The sequence below is a fragment of the Aedoeadaptatus nemausensis genome, from assembly GCF_903819165.1.
Taxonomy (GTDB): domain Bacteria; phylum Bacillota; class Clostridia; order Tissierellales; family Peptoniphilaceae; genus Aedoeadaptatus; species Aedoeadaptatus nemausensis.
The window spans coordinates 1-22,493 of record NZ_CAIJCS010000028.1 but is presented as its reverse complement, the minus strand read 5'-3'; the positions used below and the strand labels follow the sequence as shown (position 1 = coordinate 22,493).

Here is a 22,493-nt window from a genome sequence, read left to right as displayed (position 1 = left end):
GTCAGCACTACGGCCACGTCGGTAATTCTTTATTATTCTCTAGTTCCCAAAGGGCAATTGTTTTTTATTTAAAATTAAGGAGCCGAGCAAGACCAGAGCGAGCCCCGCCGCCATATTGACGGTAAAAGCCTCGCCCAAGGCCAGAACCGAAAAAAGGGAACCGAAAATCGGAATAAACAATTTGTAGACGCCGAATTCATTGGCGCTGTACTGTTGAAGAACCCATGTCCATATGGAAAAAGCGCAGGCCGATATAAAGGATCCGTATAAAATCATGACCATTCCCTTGGGGGTCAGGGCAAGGAAGCCGCCGGTTAAGGCGATTCCTAAAGCAATGAGCACCAAAGAGCCAAGGATGAACTGAAAGGATGTGACGATAAATGGGTTTTCGCCCTTGCCGTATTTTCTAAGCATGACAGAAGCCAAAGCATTAAAGAAAGTGGCAAGCAGAATAAACCCTTCGCCGGAGAAGCGGAGGCTTCCCGAAAGACTTTCACCCGTATAGTTCGTAATAAAGATGCCGTGGGTTCCCAATATAAGCGCCAAAATAATATTCGGATTGACCTTTTCGTCGGGAAGTAAAACCGCCGAAATCAAGACGACGATAAAGGCATTGGTCGATTGAATAATCGACGATTTTACACCGGCGACGTGGGAAAGGCCGATGTAATAAAAAATATATTGCAAAGACGTTTGAATTAGAGCCAGTATCACGATAAATTTCAGGTTTATTTTTTTATAATCGATTCGATGACCATTGTTGCTTACTTTAAAATAAGTGAACGTCATGAGCCCCGCCAGAAAAAAACGGATCCCCGCAAGTAAAATCTTCAGTCCCGTGTCCTCTTGGCCGATGGCAAGCTCCACATAAGTGGATTTAATAAGCGGTATGGCGGTGCCCCATAACATCATGGCGAAGATGCATAATAAAACAGCTTTCCTTTTTTTCGTTAACAAATTTTACCTCCCGATTTTATTCATAGTTCTATTATATGCTCTTCGAAATTATTCTCAAAGATTGCTCACTTCAAAGGCTGAGAAAAAACATCCATCATAATCTTGAAGGCACCTTTTGGTTGATGATGGAGATAAAATTAAGACATCATCCCTTTCCATTTCTAAATAACATTCATAGATTTTCAAGATCGTCTTAGAGATCGTCCCGAAACAAAAACCATTACATCGGTTGAAGCCAAATGTAGGGGCGGGCCTGCCCGTCCGAACGGGGTTTGCAAAGTTAATGGGATGATTGGTAGAAATTTTCTGCGAAACAATTATTGCGTGTCGGGCAAACATCGTCGATCGCGTATTGCGGGCCTGCCCCTACGGATGCGTAGGGATGGTCTTTTTCGGTTTTATTATATTGCAATATGGAAAGTTCATTGCCCGAAACAAAGACCATTACATCAGTTGAAGCCCTATGTAGGGGCGGGCCTGCCCGCCCGTCTCCGGTGTGCGAGAGTTTCCCCCAAATAAAAAATCATCCTATTACACCGCAACATACTGCCTTCCACACAAAAAACCCCGTATCCCATCCGGGACAGCGGGGTTTTTCCATAAATTTTTACTTATCAAACACGGCGATCACTTCCGCGGGGAAGGCCACAGCGTCTTAATAAAGCTCCAACACTTCTCTCCACTTTATTATTTTGCTTGGCAAGTAGTTGTCGTTATCGCCGCTCATGACGAAATCATAAATTTCAATGGGGTCGACTGCATTTATGCCTTCTTGTTTCTCTCCTATAACCTGTCCTTCTGTCGTAAATAACCATACTTCTCCGTCCAGGTGCTGATAGTCTGAATATTTCAGATTATCATTCCCTTTTTTTACTTGTACGTACACTTCTTTATTCTCATCTTCCTTCGGGTTGAGCAACACACATTCATAAAGTTGGGTCGATAGCTTGCAGGTCGAGGGAACGGCTATATATCCGTATTTTTTAGATAACCACATGCAGAGAACATCCTCACAATCATTTGGGGACAAAAGATTAAATAAGGATTCCGGAATTTTCTCCATTTTCTTCGCTTCGTAAATAGCTTCCCCACTCAAAGTATTGATAAGGTGTGTTGAAAATTCCAATACACCCTCCTGATTAATTCTCTGCAAAGTATGACCTTGTATGAAACACGTCGTAACGGTGCCCGGCACATCGGCTTCTCCTCCGACCTCAAACCATTTGATATCCGTTCTTTGGTTTGAAGCGTCCATATTTAATGCTTGTTCCGATGAATTATAGCAATATTTGCTATTTTCTCCCACAAGCCCCAGCCAATAGATTCCGTTTTTCCTCATCCACACCAGATCATAGGGCTTAACATCATTTTTTAAACGAGTGATATTGGAATAGCTTTTGTAAATATCATTTTCTTTTACAAAACGTTCATATTTATCATAATTTTCTTCTTCGTTTCCTTCACCTATAAGAGATCTCGACTTTATTATCTCTTCCGAGTGGGCCTTCTCTCCTAAATGACTATCCCTTAAACTCCACCCTAGGGCTAAAAGACCATTATCGATACAGTAATCTGAGACCGAGTAATCTTTGATTTCATTATCTGTCTTCGTCTGCAATCTCCAAATAGAAATCTCTTTCATCCTAAATCACCGTTTGGCAAAATAATCCCTTAGAAAAAAGGATACTACAGCTCCTTTGGTCCATACATATTGAAGCTGTTCAAAATATTCTTTTATCCCTTCATCTGAAGTTCTAACATCCGGATTTTTTCCTATTGAAATTTGGCGAGTAATTTCAGCTGCATCCTCGGCAGAATGCCCTTCATTTCTCAGATATTCAAATATGTCTTCTCTTGTTTTAGGGAGTTTTGAGTCTTTAAATTGCGTCAATTTATCGACCCATTCCCTTGCCGAAAGTTTTGATAACGCCAAGAGTTCTTCCATTTCTTTAAAAGTCTTCGGTCTTTCGCTTTTTAGTTCATTCTCCAATAGATCCTTTGCAGAACCTTCAAATAAGTATCTTGAAAAATCTACACTATCAATATCTCGGCACAGGTTTTTGCCGAAAAAACCATCTACATAAGAATCATCAAATATAATTCCGGTCGCTCCGTACGTAATTTTCTCCTTATACCCGTCCCTTTCGGCTTCTTCAGATTTAATCGCTATATCGAAGCTATTTTTTAGTAATTCTTTAATGTCATCACTATATTTTTCATATAAGTACAGTTCAAAGTGTATGGGCTTCTTTAAATTCAACGAGTATTCTTCAGATATATTAAAACCGTCTCTTTCAAGCCCTTCCCTTTCCGGTAAATCTACACCATAGAGAGCGGAGTTATCGAATAGAATTTGTTTTTTCTCCGGATCATAGTAATGGGCAGGCAAGGGGTTGATGAAGTCTAAATCTAAAAGATACAGAGATAACATCCCCGTCGGAAATACATAAACATTTTGATCGTCTACTTTTTCTTTAATTTTTAAAAGACTTTCTATTTCTCCGAATCTCTCGCCTTTTTCAAAATAGTCCAGCTCTTTTTCGACTCTTTCCTTTACATAGTCGTTCTCTGAATATGCTTTCACTGCCTTCTTACGGATCGTTTCTTTAATGTTCATCGTCGTCTCCTTTCTACTTTGATATCTGTATAAGCTATTTTTGAAGAGTCAGCCCTTTATCACAATACCTATCTCCATTATACCCATATTTTATGGCCATGAGAATTCTTTTATTGGCACTCAAAAACCCCGCTATCCGAATTCGGATGGCAGGGTTTTCTCTCAAATTTTTTACTTATCGAACACGGCGATAACTTCCGCGGGGAAGGCCACGGCGTCTTTTATATGCAGGGTGTTGATCATAATGACGGCGCCTGTAGCGGGCACTTTATCCAGATTCGCCATAACTTCAACCTGGAATTTGTTTTGATTGAGCCAGTAGCGCTGGGCCACAAGGTCCCCGGCCTCTGCCGCTTCCGGTCCCGAATCGGTGTTCAATGTTTCGTGGCCGATGGCGGTAATCTTTCGATCCTCGCTTAAATACTTCAACGCCTCTACGGACCAACCCGGCGTAATTTCCACGCCTTTTTCGTCGGTATTGGTGAAGTCTTCCTGCGAATAGATACGGTGGTACCAGCCGGAGGAAAAGGCGACGAAGGCGCCCTCGGGGATTTCGCCGTAGGTTTCCTCGAATTTCTTAATATCCTCCACGCTCACGGCGTAGCCGTTGTCCGCCTCCACCTCTTTTTCCAGATGAAGGACGTAAAGGGGAAGATAGCGTTCCTTTAAAGGAATCTCCGATAAAATTCTGCCTCCCGCCATAAAATGGGCCGGCGCATCTACGTGGGTTCCGTGGGAGGTGCCCAAAGTGTATTCCCGATTGTCCGATCCCGTCTCTTCCAAGGTGGTGAGCACGCGCTCGCCCAGGGGATTAAAGGCTTGGTATATGGCCATATCCTTCGTAAGTTCGTGGGTTAAATTCACCCATTCTTTTGATTTTAATTCGTTTAATAATTCGTGGGTTTTCATAAGAACCTCCTTTCCTCTATCCTACCGTTTTTTCCGGACGAAAGAAAGGCTTAGCCTTCGAGACTCCTTAATTTTTCGTTCACGGCGTCGATTTGAATCTCGATCCTCATAATTTCCCCGCTTACTGATCGTTCCATCATCTTCGCTCACCCCGTTCGGGCGGGCAAGCCCGCCCCTACATTGGGTCTCACCCAATACGGCGATTATGTATTGGGGAAATATCGTCGTTTATCGATATAAAAATTTAGGTGTGTGGATCCTGCCATTCGCAACCGTAGGTGCGAGCCTGAAGCCTTAGCCAGAAATCTTTGATTACGTGGTAGGTCTTACCTGTGCCCTATGGGTACCTGTGCCCTGTGGGTACCTGTGCCCTACGGGTATGTCAAGAATCTCCAAGAAGCCGAGCGAAGCGATGACTGATTGGATAGAGTCGACGGCTGCTCACTCGTCAGACATGAGCGACAATAAACAACCTATTAAGTGAATATCCTCTGCGACGAAGCCCAATACCAATCAAATGGCGTTAGCCATTTGGACATATTGGAAGCGTTAGGGTGGAAAGGATTGGGGTTTTAGGGGAAAGGAAAGAGGCCGAATCGCAACGGCCTATTCCTTTCCCCTAAAAATAATTATTGAATGAAAGGTTTATCTTTGCTAGATAAAACCTTTTGCAAAAAACAAAAATATTTGCCTTCTCTTTTGCTCTAAACGGTCGTTTTATATTGATGAACGGCACAAAAAAAGCCTTGGCGTAACCAAGACCTTTTTGATTATTCTTTAATGAGCTGAAAGCCTTTTGCTTCCAAATCTTCTATGTTTTTCTCGTGGTCTTTTTTGTCCACATAGGCAACGCCGGGAAGGTAGAGGGTTACTGAGTGCCCTTTTTCGGCAAGACCCAGTAACGTTTCCCGCACGCAATATTCGCTTGCAAAGCCCGCCACTAAAATATCGCCTTTAATCGCTTCTTCCAGCACATCTCCTTTGTCGTTCACGCCGCGGCAAGCGGAGTATTCCTCCACATCGTCCCGCTTCCCTTTTTTAAAGACATTGCCCTCATTGGGGCGCGCGTCCTCTCTCTTGAGTTCGTAAAACCCCTCATAAAGCGCGGCGCCTTCCGTATCTTCCACACAGTGAACCGGCCAGATGCCCCCGTTTTCTTTAAAGCTTCCGTTTGTCTTGCTGTGCCAATCCGCCGTGTATACCACGTCCATATCCGGCTCACATTCAATATAGCTTACGATATTTTTTATGGCCTCTTCGCTTCCTTGGCAGGCCAGGGATCCGGAAATAAAATCATTTTGTGCATCTACTATAACGAGTGTCTTCATAATGTCTCCTTTTTCAATCTTTCAATACGGCGTGGACCACCAGGCGATCCTCTTCATCGGAACAGGTGGAGAGGGTGAGGATACGTGCGTCTCTGTCGGGGAGGCTTTCCTTTATGCGGTTCTTCCCCTTTACCCACGCTCTGAATTTTTCCCATTCCTCCTGGGAATAATTGGGCTTCCGATAGGGATCATATGCCGAAGCCGTATACACGGCGACGATTTCGTAAGTCTTTTTCCCGTCCACCGTGTCGATATCAATATAGGGATGGGCATCGCGGAACGCCTGCTCCTTATATTGCTCCAAATCGTGGAACACGTGGCCCGAGCGCACATTGTGGCCGTAGAGCACTGTGTTTTGATCGGAATAATCCGGCTTGTCGTCTTTATCCATAAAGACCTCGCCGAAAGGATGGTATTCCCCTTTATAGGTGTGGTTCAGATAAAACTCGTTGTCCTTCCCCTGGACCACGGGAAAATCCACATCGGTTCCCTCGATGGTAATCCAGCCTACCATGTCCGGGTACTTCGCCTTCAGCTGCGCCACGAAATTGGGCTCCGGGGCTTCCTCTTGCTTTTTTCCGTCGCCTTTACCTTCGGCAGGGGCGCTTGCTTTTTCTTGTGAACTTTCCCTGCCGTTCTCATTCTCGGCGGGTTCTTCCCCTTGTGAGGCGTCCGGATTCTCTTCGCTTTTATTTGCCGCGGGCTTTTTCTCGCTTAAACTCGCTCTCAGTTCCTCGTGCTCTTTATTAAATTTATGTCCCGCCAAATAATAAGACCCGATCTTATAGCCGGAAAACAAAATACAGATCACGAGAAAAATCTGAATCACTGTGATCAGTTTATTTTTAATATCCATCACCTTTCTACACTACATAGTATCTTTTACCGCCACCGCCACCATCTTCGCCGCGGCGCGAATTTCTTCTGCCGCTTCCATTTCCATGGCGACGATCACCTTCCGCTCGCCGATTTCCTCGGCGCGCGCCGTAAGCTTGATCTCTTCTCCCATGGGCACCGGCTTCTTAAAATCCACCTCGAGATGAGCGGTAATAAAGCGGCCGATCACCGTATCTGACCTAAGCTCCAGCCCCTTTTCACGGTGGGCAAACCACGCCGCCGACGCCGTGCCGTGGCAATCAAATAGGGTGGCGATCATGCCGCCGAATAAATTATGGGGCACGCCGCCGGTGTACATGTCATCGGGCACGACAGTGGCGATACAGGACTCCCTGTCCTCTGAGGGATAAGATTTTAAATGTAAACCTTCTTCATTTTTCGGCCCGCAGCCCCAACAATATTGAAACCGCTCGCCGTATGTGGATTGAATCGAAATTTTTTCCATCATAACCTTCTTTCAATTATATCTAACTATAGTGTACCCATTCCGCCCATATCTTTCCATAAAAAAAGACGGCTCTTTGCCGTCTTTCATTACGCCGTCTGTTCCATAGCTTCCGGCTCTTTTCTCGCCTTTAAAGTGAGAGCGATCATAGAGACCGTAAGGGCAATATGGCCGAGCCCCGCCATACCGGAAAGGGCGGCGTCCGGGTAAAGGGCCGCGCCTCCCGAGGCCAAAGTGTAAATTCCTCGAATGACGAGGGAAGCGATGAAGTAATAGATGGTCAAAAGATAGAACCGATAGTTCCTGTGGAGATTTCGCCCGTCCTGTTTTTCCACACGGAGATATAAGAACAAAGCGAAGGAAAATACCGCCCCGAGAAGGAGCATATGGGGATGGGCGAGGGATAAAGTCGTCCGCTCCGTAAAGCCGTTGATCCGCGTAAATTCGCGGTAGAGGGCGCCGAGTAAAAGCCCGAGCTCCAAGCAAACCACGGCGCCCTTCCCGATTTTTCTCTCATTTATTTTTCCCGCTTCTTTTTCGTAAAGACAGTCTACGAGGAGAATATAGCAGACGGTCTTCGGCAACATAAAGGCGCCGAAGGCGGGAATAAAGGGCGAAACGATCACCACGAGGGCGTAAAAGAAAAAACTCGCGGCGATTAAATAACTCGCTCGCTTAAATCCCGGGATCTTCCCGTCGCCGTAAGTCCACGCCACGAGGGCGAGCCCCATAATGAGAAAGGGAATGTTTCGAATCAGCCCCATGGCATAGGGACTTTCGCCGCCCCAGTTATTCCCAGGGAGCAAGACGAGAACCACCCGAAGGGCGAGCAAGCCGTAAATCAGCCACTGCCGCTCCTTGGTGGCCTTGCCGCCGGCGACCCGGTAGTAATAAAAATAAAGCAAATAAAAGACCGACATCGTGAGGCTCGTGATCATCTGCCCGTAGGAAAGATACATCTGATTGCCGGCGAGTCCGCCCGGAGAGAGATGGCCGTACACCCGCGGCAGCAAATGGCAAGCGTCGCCAAGATCCAAGAGAATCGCCATGGCGGCGAGAAGCTTCGCCCGCTTCCCCTTTTCCAAGAGGAGAGCCAAACCGAATCCCATCATCAACAACAAATACACGAGGTCGAAATAAACCTCTACAATCTTAAACATTCTTCATTCCTCCCAAAATAAAGCGCACCATCTCGGCGTATGCTCGGGAAAATTCATCGGGAGAGAGCTCGTTCATAAACACCCGCTGCATAAGCCCGTGAACCAGATCCCCTATGAGGACAAAACGCCCGTCCCTATAGAGAGCGTCGGTTTTCTCCCCGGCGTGGTACTTCCGCCACGCCAGCTCCAGATTGGAATTCCACGCCATGTAGCGATTGCGGAACAAAAGATAATGCTCCGGCTTGTAGAGGGCTTCCCTTAAAAAAACGCCGTACTTTTCGAAGGCGCCCTCCATATCCTCGGGATCGGCCCGATACAAATCGAAAAAACCCTCGTGCATAAAGCGCAATTTTAAATCCAAAATATAAAAATACGCGTCCTCCATATTGTGGAAATACTGATAAAAACTGCCGCGAGAAATCCCGAGACGCTCCACCACATGCTTCACCTTGGCATCGCTCACACTGCAATTTTCAAATTCAGACACCAGCGCCTTTTCGATACGCTCCCGCTTTTCATCTTTCAAACCAAAAAAAGTACTCTTGGGCACGACGACCTCCTTTTCACAAAATGACACTGTGTCACTTTTCTAAAAGTATACGACTATATAGAAAAGAAGTCAATTCTCCCAATAAAAAAAGAGCGTCGTCCGCTCTAATTTTTTCTGTAAATAAAATGCTCTTCGTCGCTCTCGGGGCTGAAAGAAAAGTCCTCTCCCGAGAAAGATTCGAACACTTCCCGCACGAAAGATTCCGCCGAGAGAACGTGACTCGCGAGCATACCCCGCAGCTTTTTTGCCGTGGCGGAAGGAGCCTTCTTCTTCCCGATGTAGAAATCTATGGAGACCCATCGGCCCACTTTCTTTTTGTCGATAAGGGAAGAAAACTCTCCTGAAGCCAAATCGAAGACCCGGCACCCGGCAAAGAAATCCGAATAATGCTTCCTCTGTAGCGATTTAAGAGATTGCCCCTCGATCTTTAAAGACTTCGTAAAATCCAGGCGATAGGGCTGCATCATAAAATCCGGGGCCACGGGCCCGTAGAGGGCGGACAAAATCACGAGATGCTCCCGGGCGAAGTCGCTCCCGAAAACCTCCGGATCCATTTGGCGAAAGGCGATCCCCCGGTAAGTATCCTTGGCGGCCTTTGCCGTGGGCTCCTCCATATGCTCGTAAGAGAGGGCGAGCTTTTCCGCGAGATCCTCCTTAATGGCAAAAAACTTCGCCAAAGATTCTACGTCCATTTTGCGGAGCTCGGCTAAAATCATTTCCGCCACGGGATCCAAAGCCACGCGCCCGGTTCCCGGCGACCAATCCATTTCCTTGCTGGGGGAAAGAATTAAAAAAATTCTCATCACCTTCCCCCTTTCAGCGTAAACTCGTCAACATCCTCTACATCAATGGCGGAAATCCCCGCCTCATCGAGCCGAGCGGCGAAGATCCCCTTCCCGGGAATCAGCTTGCCGGAAAAGGAGCCGTCGTACACTTCCTTCACGCCGCAGGAAGGACTCCGGGACTGCAAAATCACGAGCTCCGCTCCCTCCTCGAGCACCCGCCGAAGGGCGATCTCCGCACCCTTTCGAAAGGCCTCGTCTACGGAGCGGCCCTCCCGATTCATAACCTCACCTTCCACCAGTTCCGCCGGAACACGAGGCGTAGGAAGGCCGCCCATGACCTCCGGGCAAAGGGGCACCACCTCGTGGCCCTCGAGATACTCCTCCAGCTTCGCCGAAAAATTATTTCCCCCACTATACTTGCAGTTCACGCCGAGTAAACAGGCGCTTACGCCGATCTTCATCACGCACCCTCCTTCAAGATACTAAGTAACAACCATTATAGCAAAACCGCGGGAGTCAGAAAAAAGCAAAAACCCCAACAAAAAAAGACAGGCATGCACCTGTCTTCTTTCGGGGAGAGAATCACTATAAACTTTCCCAAAAACCCCACCATTCGCCCCAATGATTGGCCGACATAGAGCCGGGGCAAATCTTCCGCGACGCATCGTAATGGCGCACCACGTGAGATTTGGGAATCCTATAAAACGCCATGAGCTCCCGAATAAGCTCCCGAGCATAACCGAGAGTGGCCCGGCGATCATTCCCTGCATTAATACAGAGCTCGATGCCGATGGAATTGGAGTTGGTAATCCCGTAGCGACCCTTGCCGTCGCCGCAATGCCACGCCGATTCGGCGTCTTCAATAATCTGCACCACACCCTTGTCGTCGATAAAATAATGGGCACTCGCCCGGCGATTGCCCCCGCCGAAATAGCGGAAATGGGCCAAGGCATCGGCCCCCGGGCTCCTATTGCCCGTATCGTGGATTACAATATAGCGGATCCTCGTGCCCTGCCTGGATGACTTGTTAAAATGAATCAATCGTTTGTCCAGCTTCATAAACACCCCTTAACTTCTTTAAAGCCCTCGACTTCGTATTGGCCACCGTCTGATAAGACAGCCCCATAAAACCCGCAATTTCGGAAAGGGAAAGAGAACCGTAATAAAACAAGCGAATCACCTGCTCCTCCTTGGGACTCAGGGTGCCGAGCATGGCGGCGAGCTCCCGGGCACGCTCCTCGCCGAGAGCCTCCTCCGCCACATCGTCATCCGAGGGGAAATCCTCCCCATCGTCTATGGGCCGGAAATCATAACGCAGCGTGCGCTTTAAATCGTCCATTAAAAAATAACGAAACCGCTTCCGAAAATAAAACGGAAAAGGCACGCCTCGATCCTCGTCGAAATCATCGATACATTCCATTAAAATCAGAAAACCCTCGCCGAATAAATTCTCCCGATCGTGGCTGAAAGGCTGAATCCTCTGCACCGTACTCTTGATCATTCCCTCCAGCTCCGTAGCGATCGTCGCCATAGCCTCGCCGTCGCGAGCCTTCGCCCGCCGAATTAATTCCGGTTCCATACCGTCTCCCCCTTTCCCTTATGTGGGTATATTATAACAAAATACGAACATATGTTCAATAAAGATAGAAGAAAAAGGCACCGGAAAAGGTGCCCCTCCTCTACTTGCAATGACCTTCAATAATCGATGCCAGATCTCCAATCGTCTCGTTCAGCCTGTCCAACTTCTCCTCCATGCGGAGAATAAAATAACTGGCCACCACGATGGGAAAACCCGTATTGGCGATCATGGTCAAAATCTCGTCCATGCCCATTATGCCCTGTGATCCACAATGCGCTGAGAGTTGATCGTCAACAGGTCTGCCGACACGAATTCCTTTAAATGACCCTTCACGCGAAAAGCGCCCGATTCTACAATTACCTTTGCGGCGCCGTCTACGGCATCGGCATTCACGTCATCTACGGGATCGTCGACACGCATAGTGAACGATTTGCCCAGTTCATCTTCAAAGGCCATATTTAAATACTTCTTCATCCCTTACCTCCTTACACTAATTCCGTAACTTCGATCACTTCCGCCACCACTGCGGGGTTTGCCGACAAACCGTCCAGCGCATCGACCACCTTTTTGAGAGTCGCCTGATCCGTCTCCGGAACAATATCCCCATAGGTGCGGGTGCGAATAGCCTTTTTACCATTGCTCTGCATTTCACCTTCATACTTCATTCTCAGCGATTTTCTTTGAGCCATCATATCCTCCTTAAAATAAATAGTAAGAAACGATCGGGCCACCGGTCCGCCACCATCGCCTCTCACTTAAGTAATAGAATGGGGAGAGATTTTTTACCTATGAAAGGAGAAAAAAATATTTTCGGAGTTTTTTAGTTTGATTCATGTACTAGATTCTTTGTTCAGAAGATACATTCTTATGAAAATAAATTATTCTTTTTGAAATCTTTTCCGGGGAAAGGAATAGGGCGTTGCGATTCGCCCTCTTCCCTTTCCCCGGGCCCCAATCCCTTCCACCCTAACGCTTCCAAGATGTCCAAATGGCTAACGCCATTTGATTCCTGTTGGGCTGTGTCGCGGAAGATATTCTCTAAATTGGTTTTTTATCGTCGCTCTCGTTTGACGGGCCTGCCCCTACGAACGATACCCACGCCATGTTCTTTGTAGGGGCGTGGCAGGTCTCACCTGTGCCCTGTGGGTACCTGTGCCCTGTGGGTATGTCAAGAATCCCCAAGAAGCCGAGCGTAGCGACGGCTGATTGGGTAGATTCGACGGACGCCCGCCCGAATGGGGTGTGCGAAGTTAATGGAATGTTTGATGGTATGTTTTTTCGAATGGATTGTTGTGTGTCGGGCAAACATCGTCGCTCTTGTCTAACGGGCCTGCCCCTACGAACGATATCTACGCCATGTTCTTTGTAGGGGCGTGGCAGGTCTCACCTGTGCCCGGTGAGTATTCATGAATCTCCAAGAAGCCAAGCGTAGGACGGCTGATTGGGTAGATTCTACGGCCGCCCGCCCGAATGGGGTGTGCGAGGTTATTTGAATGTTTGGTAATGTGTTTTTTGCGGATGGATTGTCGTGTGACGGGCATACATCGTCGCTATCGTTTGGCGGGCGAGCCCCTGTGGGGGCAGGTGGATTGATTTTGACGATCCGGAGGATATAAAAGGGAGTCCGATTTTCGCCGGGCTCCCTTATGGTTGAGATAGAATTTTATAAATAGGTACAAAAAAACACGCGTGTTTCCACGCGTGTTTTTAGTAGCTAGATAAGCTTATTTGATTAATTCTAAGTGTTTAGATTTATCAGTTTGAGCTTTGTTATAGTTTGCAATGAAGTAGTTAACTAAAGCCTTGATGTTATTAACATCTGCAGATTTAGGTGCTTCGCCAAATTGCGCATTGTACTCTGCGATTACTGCTTCTAAAGCTGTTTTGTTAGCATCGTCAGCTTTGACAACACCTTTATCCAATACAACTTTATCTAATTTTTCAGCTACTTTTTTATCAGCTTCACTTGCATGAAGTTTTTTCACTTCGAGAATTTCGCGATAGTTATAGGTTTTGTTAACTTCGCCAACTCTAACTTCAACATAGTTACCCTTAGCAAAATCTTTATCATCAAGGGTTGTAACGAATGTTGTCGGTCTCTTATTACCTTCTTCGATAATTTCAACACGGTTAAGTTCGTTATTGTTATTAGCAGGTAAGAAGTTAGCTACAACACCCTTGATAATCTTGGTGTCTACACCGTTGGGGATGTGACCACGAAGATCGTGTTGTACTACAGAGATAACATCGATGATGTTATTAGCTGCACCGCGAGTAGCGATTTGTACATGTGCACCCTTGGTAAGTTGGAAACCGAAGAACTTATCGTAGTCTTTAGCTAAGTCGTAGGTTGCTTCGAAGCCTTCTCTGTCAGCTAATACGATAGCATTTGCTTTTGCACGTTCAACAGATTTTTCGTTAGCGCCTTCGATTAATTTGAAGTCAACGATCTTGTAGATGTTGTCTTTTTGGTAATCGATAACTTTTACAGGGGAGCCCTTTACATTGTTGCCGTTGTAAGCAAGTTTAACAACGTCATATGCGTTGTAGTTGTAGTTGTAGGGCCATACCTTGTCGTTGTTGCGTGTGCTGAATTGTTCAAGAGCAGTTTCTTGTTCGCCCGGAGCGTTTACTTGTAACAAGTAATCGGGGCTGGAAACAGCTTTAGCTACACGTACAAGACGAGTGTTAGCTTCAACGTTAGCCTTGTTGAATACGACTACTCTAGCTTCACGTACGCCGGAAGCGGGAAGTTTTTCGTATGCAAGGTATACGTTGTAGGTCATGTTGTTCTTGTCAGCAACTAATTTCTTAGCGGTTGCGTAGTCAGCAACTTTGGTAAGAATGTTGTTGTCGTAATCAGCAACGTAGAATTCGGTCTTGCTGTTTACTTCGTAGTTAACTTTTTTAACATCAAGGCTGTCTTTGTTAAGCTTGACATCCTTAACAGAGGGGTTCCATGCACTTTGAATCATATTCAAAGTTTTGTTACCAAGGTCTACCCAAGCGGTAGCTCTATTTTGAATACCAACTACAGGGTTACCCATTTCAATAACGTGAGTAGCAACGCCGTCTTTGTCAGCAAGTACGCGAACGACAGAACCTACATAGTAGTTGTTTTGTTCGTTGCGGTTTGCTAACCATTTTTGAGCGACGCCTTTTTGGTTAACGAAGATGGTTTGATCGTTAACTTTGTATTCAACTTTTGCTTTGTCTTGGTTTAAGACGAGTTTTTCGCCGTTAGAACGTTCGCTGATGACACCGCGCATTTCGTTAGCAGGAACTGCTTTTACTTCTTTAAGTTGGAAGAATGCGTTGTAGATCATTGCGAAAGCATCTCTACGAACAGCCTTAGCGTCGGGGTTGTCGACTTTTACGCCGTCGAGGATGCCGAGTTCAACTGCACGTCTCATCCAGTCTTGGTGCCATTTCATGTTGCTTACTTTTGCAGGAGTAAGGTCTTTGTCAATGGCAACTACGAGCATCTTAGCAAGTTCTGCGTAAGTTACTTCTCTGGTGGGGCGGAAGGTACCGTCTTTGTAACCAGCGATGATCGGAACACCGTTAACGGAAGTTTTGGAAGCGGCTACAGAAATAAAGCCGTTTACAATACTTGTAAGTTCCACATCGGGGAAGGGGCGGTATACGCCTTGAAGTTTTGCAGCAAAGTCTTGTTCGCCAAGTGCGAATACAAGCATTTTTGCTACGTGGTCTCTACGGATCGGGTCAGTTAAGGCCATGTTTCCGTTTGCTTTGCCGTCTGCGTCTGCATTACCAATGACGATCTTGTTGTCGATCAACCATTGTGTTTTTGCTTCGGTAGAAGTAAGCTTAGGAGCTTCCTTTTTAGCTTCTTCTTTAGCCGGAGCTGCAGCCGCAAAGACATTTCCGAATGTGCCGAGTACCATGACTAGTGCTAGTACAAGGCTAAGAAATTTCTTGTTCATCTTGTCTTACGACCTCCTTATGATTTTTCAGATTCTTCCAGGCATATTCCTGTGAATCTTACTACATTATACCATTGCAACGTATTGCCTTCAAGTAAAGTAAGGTTTTCGTTGCGATGTCATGAGAAGATTTTTTCTCCGACTGTCTTGTGTCGGTATCTTCTATGATAAGCCCATTATACACGAATCCCCGTTATCGTAAAATTACAGTTTAGTGACACGGGAGAAATGGGGAGGTTTGCGGGTTTCGGGCGTGGTCGGCGGCGACGCCCGCGAAGGGATTCGACGGGGCGACCGCTCTTTCCCGGGAAGGATGGGTCGTTGCCGATCTTTTTTGTTTCATATAAAAAGTTTTATTTCAAAAATGGAGTTTTTGTTTAGAAAGATTTTCTTTTTTATAGGTACATTATTCATTCATAAACTTTTTCGGAGAAAAGGAATAGAGCGTCCGGATTTGCATCTTTCTCCGTTAAAGGAAATTATAATAGGTTGTTACGGAAGATTTTTTCTTGAAAAAGGAAAGCATTCATCCAATAATCTTTTTTCAGGGGAAAGGAATAGGGCGTTCCGATTCGCCCTCTTTCCTTTCCCCTGAAACCCCAATCCTTTCCACCCTAACGGTTTCTAAATGTGCGAAGCCCTAACGGGCTTCGATTCCTATTGGGCTGTGTCGCGGAAGATATTTTCTAAATTGGATTATTATCGTCGCACACATACGGCGGGCGAGCAGGCTCGCCCCTACGGGTGCGCAAGGCAAGTTTACGTGTAGGGGCCCGCAGGATTTAAACCATTTCTTCCCATTCCTTCTCTTTAAACCCGACGCGCACTCGCTCACCGTCGACGAGGATGGGCCGCTTTACGAGCATGCCGTCGGTAGAGAGAAGCTCCAGCTGCTCCTCCTCGCTCATATGGGCAAGTTTATCTTTCAGACCCATCTCCCGATAGCGCATGCCGCTCGTGTTAAAAAAACGCTTCAGAGGATAATCGCTCATCTCGTACCACTTTTTCAGCTCGTCGAATGTGGGATTTTCCTCTACAATATGGCGCTCGTCGTATGCGACGCCACGATCGTCTAAAAAAGCTTTTGCCTTTTTACAGGTAGAACATTTGGGATAATGAACAAACAGCATAAAAACCTCCTAAAAAACACACTAATCCAACACATCGCCCAGGGCGAGGACGGCGTTTTTAACGCAGTCGCTACAGGAACAGAGCACGACCCCCGTATCCTTCCCCTTTAAATCCTTGCAGACAGTAGCGCCGGAGCGAAGGTCAAAAGCCCTTAAAATTTGAGCGGCCGCCCGAGGGGTGGCGATCCCGTTTGTAAGAGCCCCGGCCACCATGACCGCGCCGACAAGAGCGCCGCAAGTAGCCTCCATAGCCCCCATGCCTGCGGCAAAACCTGTGGAGAGCAAAAGCGCCGAATCCATGTCCACGCCCATCCGATCCTCAAAAGCCTTTAACACCGCCTGAGTGCAATTAAACCGGCCGCTTTCCTTAAACTCCACAGCCTTCAATGCACGTTCTTCAAATGACATGACAATCTCCTTTCATAAAACCTAAATCGATTATACACGAATGGAGACGGGTAAAATTATGAATATTGAAAGATAACGAGTATGGATCAATTAAAAACATTAAATTTGTGTGAAATGTCAGGGTTTCAATTGAAAAGTACCTTTATAGGGTATATTATTATTTACATATGCTTAGCAAGCATCAGGTATTCGACGAGAAGCCCAAGGAAACCCTTGGGTTTTGCATATATTGAAGGAGGAGCTCATTTGGTAAAAGATCGTAAAGAGAGAAATATAGCGAATGAAAACGTCGCGCTTCCCATATCCAATGAAATAGCAATAACAAAGAGAAACAACTTACTTAAGTCTGTGGTAGGAGTCTCTGTACTGGCTACGGGCTTAATTATGGCGCCCCAAAACGCCTTTGCTCAAGAAGTGGCAGAGCAACCGGCGGCCATCGTGGCGCCTCAAGAAGACACGGGAGCGAATACAAATACCGCTCCCACAGAACAGGCATCGGATAATGCCGTCCTCGACGAAGAGGAAGAAGACAAACAAGATGCCGTAGAAGCTGAAACGACCCAAGTCGACGAAGCTTTAAATGAGGAAACTTTAAATGAGGAAGCGCAAAATGCCGAAGAAGTCGCAACGGAAACTCCGGCAGAAGAGGCCGTCGAAGCTCCGTCGGAAGAAGAAGCTGTGGAAGCTGCACCTGCAAAAGCAAGAAGCGCAGAAGCAGTTACTAAAGAAGCGATCGCTAAAGAAGCAGGCGTGGAAGCTGCAGAAGCTACCGTTGCATCGGAAGAAGCTGCCCGCGAAGCGGCCAAACCTACCGTAACGGCAGCGGCTCAACCTTTGAGCACATCGGAAACCGGCTTAGAATTTGGCGAAGAAAAAACGCCGAAAGCTCAAGGAGCAGGGGAAACTGCTACTGAAGAAGATAAAAATCTTCAAAAAGCAGATGACCCAAATTATGGTGAAGATGAAAAAGAAATCAAAGACTACAATGGATCTGAACGTTATAGGGAAACGAATTTACAACCGGGAAATGTAAATCAAGAAAGTGATATAACTGACCAAGGAGAAGCAAAAGATGGTTTAGAATTCAATATTAAGAACCCATCTGCAACTTCGCCAAGTAAGACTGAATATGGTTACCAAATTACCATAGACAAGAAGACCGGCCAAAGAACCTATACTAAGGTTTATGTTACGGATTCCGGTCTTATACCTGTTGATGAAGGCGAAAAACCAATGATGGGTCAGGGTGAAAAGTTAACACCTGAATCTCCTGATGTAACCTATAAGCCAGGCGAAAACGCTATAATTGATGGTGCTGGAAAGCAAAGGAACCTTAACTATGAAGCAAGTGAAGAAACCTTAAAGCACCTTAATAATAAGGATAATGACTTCACTTCTCTTGGATTTAAAGATAATTACACAGCAGATAATCCTAGAGTTAAGTTTTTTGGAAATAGCTTCATCTTAGGTTACAAGGTAAACCCATGGCCAAATGAAAATGATAAGCTTGAAGAATTAAAGCTAAATACAAATAACTATGATCCTAAAAAGAAATTCTTTGTCCAAGGCCAAGACATAGACACTGGTATCAAGGTGGACAATGTGGACGAAAATGCCAAAGAAAGACTAGTCGGCCAAGTTTATAACCCGATTACCGGGAAAATTGTTCCGGGAGCAAGTGCCTATATTGGAGATAATGGAAATATCCACATTAAGATGCCGGAAGGCGCCCTAAAGAAGGATGAATCCGGCAAGACTGTCATCAATGAAGATTCTATCTTCAATACGCCTGACTTTAAGGCCCTTCAAAATCTGGATGTAAGATTCTTCGCCCGCCCAAGAACAGCAGAAGAATTTAAAACCATAGCAGAAACACCAGACGAATTTGGTGAAACAGGAACCTACACAGAAACAGGTGCAGGTACAAGAATTATTAAACATAATGGTGAAGATATAGAAGTCGCTAACCAAGGCATCGACCGCTACGACCACTACAACCTAATTGGCAGCTTTAAACTTAACCTCGATGATACACGCTATTACGACCAAAAGTTTGAAGATGGCAATGGCGATGACACATCTAAGGTGACATCATCAGCAGTAAAACCGGGCGAGCCCTTTAAAGTTGGAATAGTAGAGCCGGAAAACCCAGGTGAAACTGACAAGTCTGCTGCTGAAATGAATGGCGCCCAAGACAGAGGAGAAGCTTCCGGTAAGCTTATCATGGACTTTATCAATCGTGAAAATAAGGGCAAGAAACCGGAAGACCAATGGAAGGTAGATGTTAATCCTAACGACATTTCAAACTTCACCATAACACCGCCAAAATCAGCCAAGGCCGGTGACTTTATTGCAATTCCGCTCGAGTACACCTATACCAACGGGTCAAAGGACGTCCACTGGTTCCACTTTGTAGTCCAAGAATCAACCTATATCAAGCCGGAATACGACGCCCAAGTCAACTACCCGGTTAATGAACAGACATCAGAGGCCACAGTAGCACAAGATACCAAGAGAATAGCGCCGGACCACTATACGCTTCCGGATACTCTGGAAGCTGATGAGGCTGGCAATAAAATAGCTAAAGATGATAAGGGAAATAAGTGGACTGTAAAAATTGATGAAAAAACAGGTAAGGTTTCCGCTAGGCCGGTAAACCCTGAAGACTTTGATGGTGGTGAAAAGCTGACTGTTCCGGTCGTGGCTCACTATGTAGACGAACAAAAACCGGGCGAAGATATAAAAGAAGAAGTAAATGCCTACTTCGTAATCGAAGAAAAGGCTAATATGACTGCTCGATATAATGCCAAGGCAGGTAAATCAGGAGATAAACTTTCTTCAGATGTCATCCTAAATACAGAAGATAAATACAACAGAAGACCGGGCAAATACACTCTTGAATCAGATACCTATACAGATGATAAGGGCAATACTTGGAATGTATCTATAAATGAAAAGACAGGTCAGGTAACTGCTACAGTACCAAATGCCGCAGTAGGCAAGTCCATTGACGGAGCCCTGTTAAATGTGCCGGTAACTGCCCATTACTATGACGAAGATTCAGAGGGCAATATCGTCGAGGCCGGAACGAAACAAACTGAAGTTCAATTTGTGGCTTCCGGTACCGATGGCACAAAGACTCACACAGAAAAGATTCCGTTTGAATACGACATCCAATACGATCCGGACTTCTACAAAAACTATCCGGACGCCAAAGATAATTACAAAGTCGTCACAGAAGGTGTTCCGGGAGAAAAGACAACCACCTGGACCATCAAGGATTCTCAAATTGTTGGAGAACCTAAGGTCGAAACAAAAGACCCGGTTAATGCTGTCATCAAAGTAGGTCAAAAGGACTACACAGGCACCATCACCCACACAGAAAAGGTTGAAACACCCTTTAAGGTAGAGTACAGATACAATCCTGATCTTGAAGCAGGCCAAACCAAGCGAGTTCAAGAAGGTAAGGATGGAACCTACACCCTAAACTACTCGCAAAACATAAAAAATGGCCAAGCGGATGGTGATCCTACTACAAGCAAGACGGACGAAGTAGCCGCTCGAAATGAAATTATTGAAATCGGTACTAAACCGACGACAAAAGTAGTAGAAAAACCGTTTAATACAGAATATGTCTACGACGAAAACCTTGAGGCCGGGAAAACTGAAGAAGTAACGCCGGGTGTAAATGGCAAGGTAACCATTACAACAACTTACAACCAAGAAACCGGAAAGCTTGAAACAAGTGAAACAGAAGAAACAGGTCAAAACAGAGTTGTAAGAGTCGGTGGAAAGAGCAGCGGAACTGAAATTGTTAAGGAAGAAATTCCCTTTGAAGTTGAAGTTAGAAAAGATCCGTCCCTCAAAAAGGGCGAATGGAAATACGCTACGGATGAAAACGGCAACGAACTTAGAGGAGTTGTAGGAGAGCAAGAAAGAACGCTTACCATAGAAAACTCCAAGGTTACCAAAACATCCGATCCGAGAGTTACAAAAGAGGCCCAAAAGGCAGTGATCCTAGTTGGAGAAGAAGACTATACGGGTACTCTCGAAACCAAGAAGACCAAGGCTATTGAATTCGAAACGGAATACAGAGTTAATAATGAATTAAAGCCTGGAGAAGTAAAAGAAATACAAAAAGGCGAACTTGGTGAAGAAGAAACTACAGTGACTCATACCATTGTAAATGGGAAAGTTACTAAGTCAGAAGAAGGTACACCAACACAAACCAAAGCTCCGGTTAAGAGAATTGTTGAAGTTGGCCCCGGAGCAACTGACGGCACCCACACCTATACCAACAAGATTCCTTTTGATGTGGAAGTAAGGGTGAACCCGAATCTTAAAAAAGGCGAAAGCAAGGTTATCCAAAAGGGTGAAGTTGGGGAAGAGGAATATACAGTTACCATAGAGAACTCTAAGGTAACAAAGACTTCGGACCCGGTGGTAACCAAAGAAGCCAAGAAAGAAATCATCGAAGTTGGTAGCCAAGAATTCGAAGGTGAAGTAAAACACACTGAAGAACTACCATTTGGATACAAAGTAGAAGAAGTGGAAGACCTTAAGAAAGGTGAATACAGAATTGTAAAGCCTGGTAAGGTTGGAAGCAAAACTACTACATGGACTATCAAGGATTCACAAGTTGTTGGTGAGCCTACAGAAAAAATTGTAGAAGCAGAAGATGCTCTTATCCAGGTAGGTAAGGGAACTAATGATGGAACTCATGAAATTGTCGAAAAGAAAGAATTACCTTTTGAAACTAGATATGAGTATGACGACTCTCTAGAACCGGGCGAAGAAAAAGTTGTTACTCCAGGTTCTCCAGGAGAAAAAGAAAGAACAAATACTCTTGTTATAAAGGATGGCAAGGTAGTTGAAGTCAAGGAAGGCGAATTCAAGACAACTAAAGAGCCTCAAGAAAGACTAATCAAGATTGGTAGAAAGTCTACTGATGGGGAAGTAACCAAGACCTTCGACAGAGAAATTCCTTACGAAACGAAGGTAATCTATGATGAAACTTTAGAAGCCGGCTTCCAAGAAATTGAAAATGAAGGAAAACCGGGCAAGGAAGAAGTTACAATTACCCAAAAGATTAAGGACTCTAAGCCGGTTGGCGATCCGACAGAAACTACTAAAACTATCACAGAAAAAGAAGATAGGGTCGTTAGAGTCGGTGTAAAACCTGTTGTAAAAGAAGTTGAATTAGGTCACGATACTGAATACAGACACAATCCGGAACTTAAAGAAGGCGAAACAAAGGTCACCGAAGAAGGTTCTAAGGGATATGTGAAATACACAACTACTTTCAACAAGGAAACGGGTAAGCTTGAAGTAACCGAAGAAAGAGTTGAGCCTAAAAACAAGGTCGTAGAGTATGGTTCTAAGACTGAAGGAACACTAAAAATTAAGTATAATACTCCCTATGAAGTGGAAATTGTAGAAGACCCCGAAATGGAAGCCGGAAATACTGAAGTTGTTCAAGAGGGTGAACTAGGGGAGAAAGAAGCTACTATTACTATAAAAAATAGTAAAGAAGTTTCCAGGGAAGAAAAGACCATAAAAGATCCGGTCAAGAAGATTATAAAAGTCGGTACTAAAAACGTCTGTGAAATCCCGCCGGTAGGTCCCAATCCCAACCCGAATCCGGATCCCAACCCGAACCCGGATCCCAATCCGAAAACGCATCCGAAACCGGATCCCAACCCTCACCCCAATCACAAACCCCAACAGCATCCAAAACCCGAACCAGATCAAAATCCCCAAAAGCAAGAAAAACAGGCTCAC

Annotated in this window: 20 protein-coding genes; 1 reads left to right on the top strand and 19 read right to left on the bottom strand. The window is 45.5% G+C overall.

Annotation, left to right across the window (positions count from 1 at the left end; all coding sequences use genetic code 11):
* Positions 1 to 39: 39 nt before the first annotated feature.
* From PEPTYR26121_RS08105 to PEPTYR26121_RS08015, 19 genes are all read right to left on the bottom strand, one after another.
* A complete protein-coding gene (locus PEPTYR26121_RS08105; protein WP_180500876.1) occupies positions 40 to 957 on the bottom strand; it encodes a DMT family transporter in 918 nt (305 codons plus the stop codon).
* Between the two features lie 655 nt (positions 958 to 1,612).
* The gene (locus PEPTYR26121_RS08100; protein WP_180500874.1) at positions 1,613 to 2,599 is read right to left on the bottom strand and encodes a hypothetical protein; all 987 of its coding nucleotides are present in this window, start codon (positions 2,597 to 2,599) and stop codon (positions 1,613 to 1,615) included.
* 6 nt (positions 2,600 to 2,605) lie between these two features.
* Positions 2,606 to 3,574, bottom strand: a complete 969-nt coding sequence (locus PEPTYR26121_RS08095; protein ID WP_180500873.1) for a hypothetical protein — start codon at positions 3,572 to 3,574, stop codon at positions 2,606 to 2,608.
* Positions 3,575 to 3,745: 171 nt separating this feature from the next.
* A complete protein-coding gene (locus PEPTYR26121_RS08090; RefSeq protein WP_180500871.1) occupies positions 3,746 to 4,483 on the bottom strand; it encodes a cyclase family protein in 738 nt (245 codons plus the stop codon).
* Between the two features lie 770 nt (positions 4,484 to 5,253).
* A complete protein-coding gene (locus PEPTYR26121_RS08085; protein ID WP_218956346.1) occupies positions 5,254 to 5,811 on the bottom strand; it encodes an isochorismatase family protein in 558 nt (185 codons plus the stop codon).
* A 13-nt stretch (positions 5,812 to 5,824) separates the two neighbouring features.
* Positions 5,825 to 6,667 (bottom strand): class B sortase, encoded by an 843-nt coding sequence (gene srtB, locus PEPTYR26121_RS08080; RefSeq protein ID WP_180500869.1) that lies wholly within the window; start codon positions 6,665 to 6,667, stop codon positions 5,825 to 5,827.
* Positions 6,668 to 6,679: 12 nt separating this feature from the next.
* The gene (locus PEPTYR26121_RS08075) at positions 6,680 to 7,156 is read right to left on the bottom strand and encodes a PaaI family thioesterase (RefSeq protein ID WP_180500867.1); all 477 of its coding nucleotides are present in this window, start codon (positions 7,154 to 7,156) and stop codon (positions 6,680 to 6,682) included.
* A gap of 86 nt (positions 7,157 to 7,242) precedes the next feature.
* Positions 7,243 to 8,313, bottom strand: a complete 1,071-nt coding sequence (locus PEPTYR26121_RS08070) for a DUF2871 family protein (protein ID WP_180500865.1) — start codon at positions 8,311 to 8,313, stop codon at positions 7,243 to 7,245.
* Positions 8,306 to 8,863, bottom strand: a complete 558-nt coding sequence (locus PEPTYR26121_RS08065) for a TetR/AcrR family transcriptional regulator (RefSeq protein ID WP_180500863.1) — start codon at positions 8,861 to 8,863, stop codon at positions 8,306 to 8,308. Before PEPTYR26121_RS08065 ends, PEPTYR26121_RS08070 begins: the two co-directional genes overlap by 8 nt.
* Before the next feature lie 104 nt (positions 8,864 to 8,967).
* The gene (locus PEPTYR26121_RS08060) at positions 8,968 to 9,666 is read right to left on the bottom strand and encodes a YaaA family protein (RefSeq protein ID WP_180500861.1); all 699 of its coding nucleotides are present in this window, start codon (positions 9,664 to 9,666) and stop codon (positions 8,968 to 8,970) included.
* Complete coding sequence (locus tag PEPTYR26121_RS08055; RefSeq protein WP_180500860.1) at positions 9,666 to 10,109, bottom strand: 2-thiouracil desulfurase family protein; 444 nt, start codon at positions 10,107 to 10,109, stop codon at positions 9,666 to 9,668. The genes PEPTYR26121_RS08060 and PEPTYR26121_RS08055 overlap by 1 nt, the downstream gene beginning before the upstream one ends.
* Positions 10,110 to 10,233: 124 nt before the next feature.
* Positions 10,234 to 10,707 (bottom strand): peptidoglycan recognition protein family protein, encoded by a 474-nt coding sequence (locus tag PEPTYR26121_RS08050; RefSeq protein WP_180500858.1) that lies wholly within the window; start codon positions 10,705 to 10,707, stop codon positions 10,234 to 10,236.
* Positions 10,676 to 11,227 (bottom strand): sigma-70 family RNA polymerase sigma factor, encoded by a 552-nt coding sequence (locus PEPTYR26121_RS08045; protein ID WP_180500856.1) that lies wholly within the window; start codon positions 11,225 to 11,227, stop codon positions 10,676 to 10,678. The genes PEPTYR26121_RS08050 and PEPTYR26121_RS08045 overlap by 32 nt, the downstream gene beginning before the upstream one ends.
* A gap of 100 nt (positions 11,228 to 11,327) precedes the next feature.
* Entirely contained in the window at positions 11,328 to 11,474 is a 147-nt protein-coding gene (locus PEPTYR26121_RS08040; RefSeq protein ID WP_180500855.1) for a YvrJ family protein, read from the bottom strand.
* A 5-nt stretch (positions 11,475 to 11,479) separates the two neighbouring features.
* Entirely contained in the window at positions 11,480 to 11,701 is a 222-nt protein-coding gene (locus PEPTYR26121_RS08035) for a DUF2922 domain-containing protein (RefSeq protein ID WP_180500853.1), read from the bottom strand.
* A gap of 11 nt (positions 11,702 to 11,712) precedes the next feature.
* A complete protein-coding gene (locus PEPTYR26121_RS08030) occupies positions 11,713 to 11,916 on the bottom strand; it encodes a DUF1659 domain-containing protein (protein WP_180500851.1) in 204 nt (67 codons plus the stop codon).
* A gap of 1,035 nt (positions 11,917 to 12,951) precedes the next feature.
* On the bottom strand, positions 12,952 to 15,174 hold the full coding sequence (locus PEPTYR26121_RS08025) for an S-layer homology domain-containing protein (protein ID WP_180500849.1): 2,223 nt from the start codon (positions 15,172 to 15,174) through the stop codon (positions 12,952 to 12,954).
* Positions 15,175 to 15,956: 782 nt separating this feature from the next.
* The gene (locus tag PEPTYR26121_RS08020) at positions 15,957 to 16,304 is read right to left on the bottom strand and encodes an arsenate reductase family protein (RefSeq protein ID WP_180500848.1); all 348 of its coding nucleotides are present in this window, start codon (positions 16,302 to 16,304) and stop codon (positions 15,957 to 15,959) included.
* Between the two features lie 21 nt (positions 16,305 to 16,325).
* Entirely contained in the window at positions 16,326 to 16,712 is a 387-nt protein-coding gene (locus tag PEPTYR26121_RS08015; protein WP_180500846.1) for a C-GCAxxG-C-C family protein, read from the bottom strand.
* A gap of 384 nt (positions 16,713 to 17,096) precedes the next feature.
* On the opposite strand from PEPTYR26121_RS08015, the gene PEPTYR26121_RS08010 reads away from it, so the two are divergent.
* A partial coding sequence (locus tag PEPTYR26121_RS08010; RefSeq protein ID WP_180500958.1) for a G5 domain-containing protein occupies positions 17,097 to 22,493 on the top strand: 5,397 nt, incomplete at its 3' end.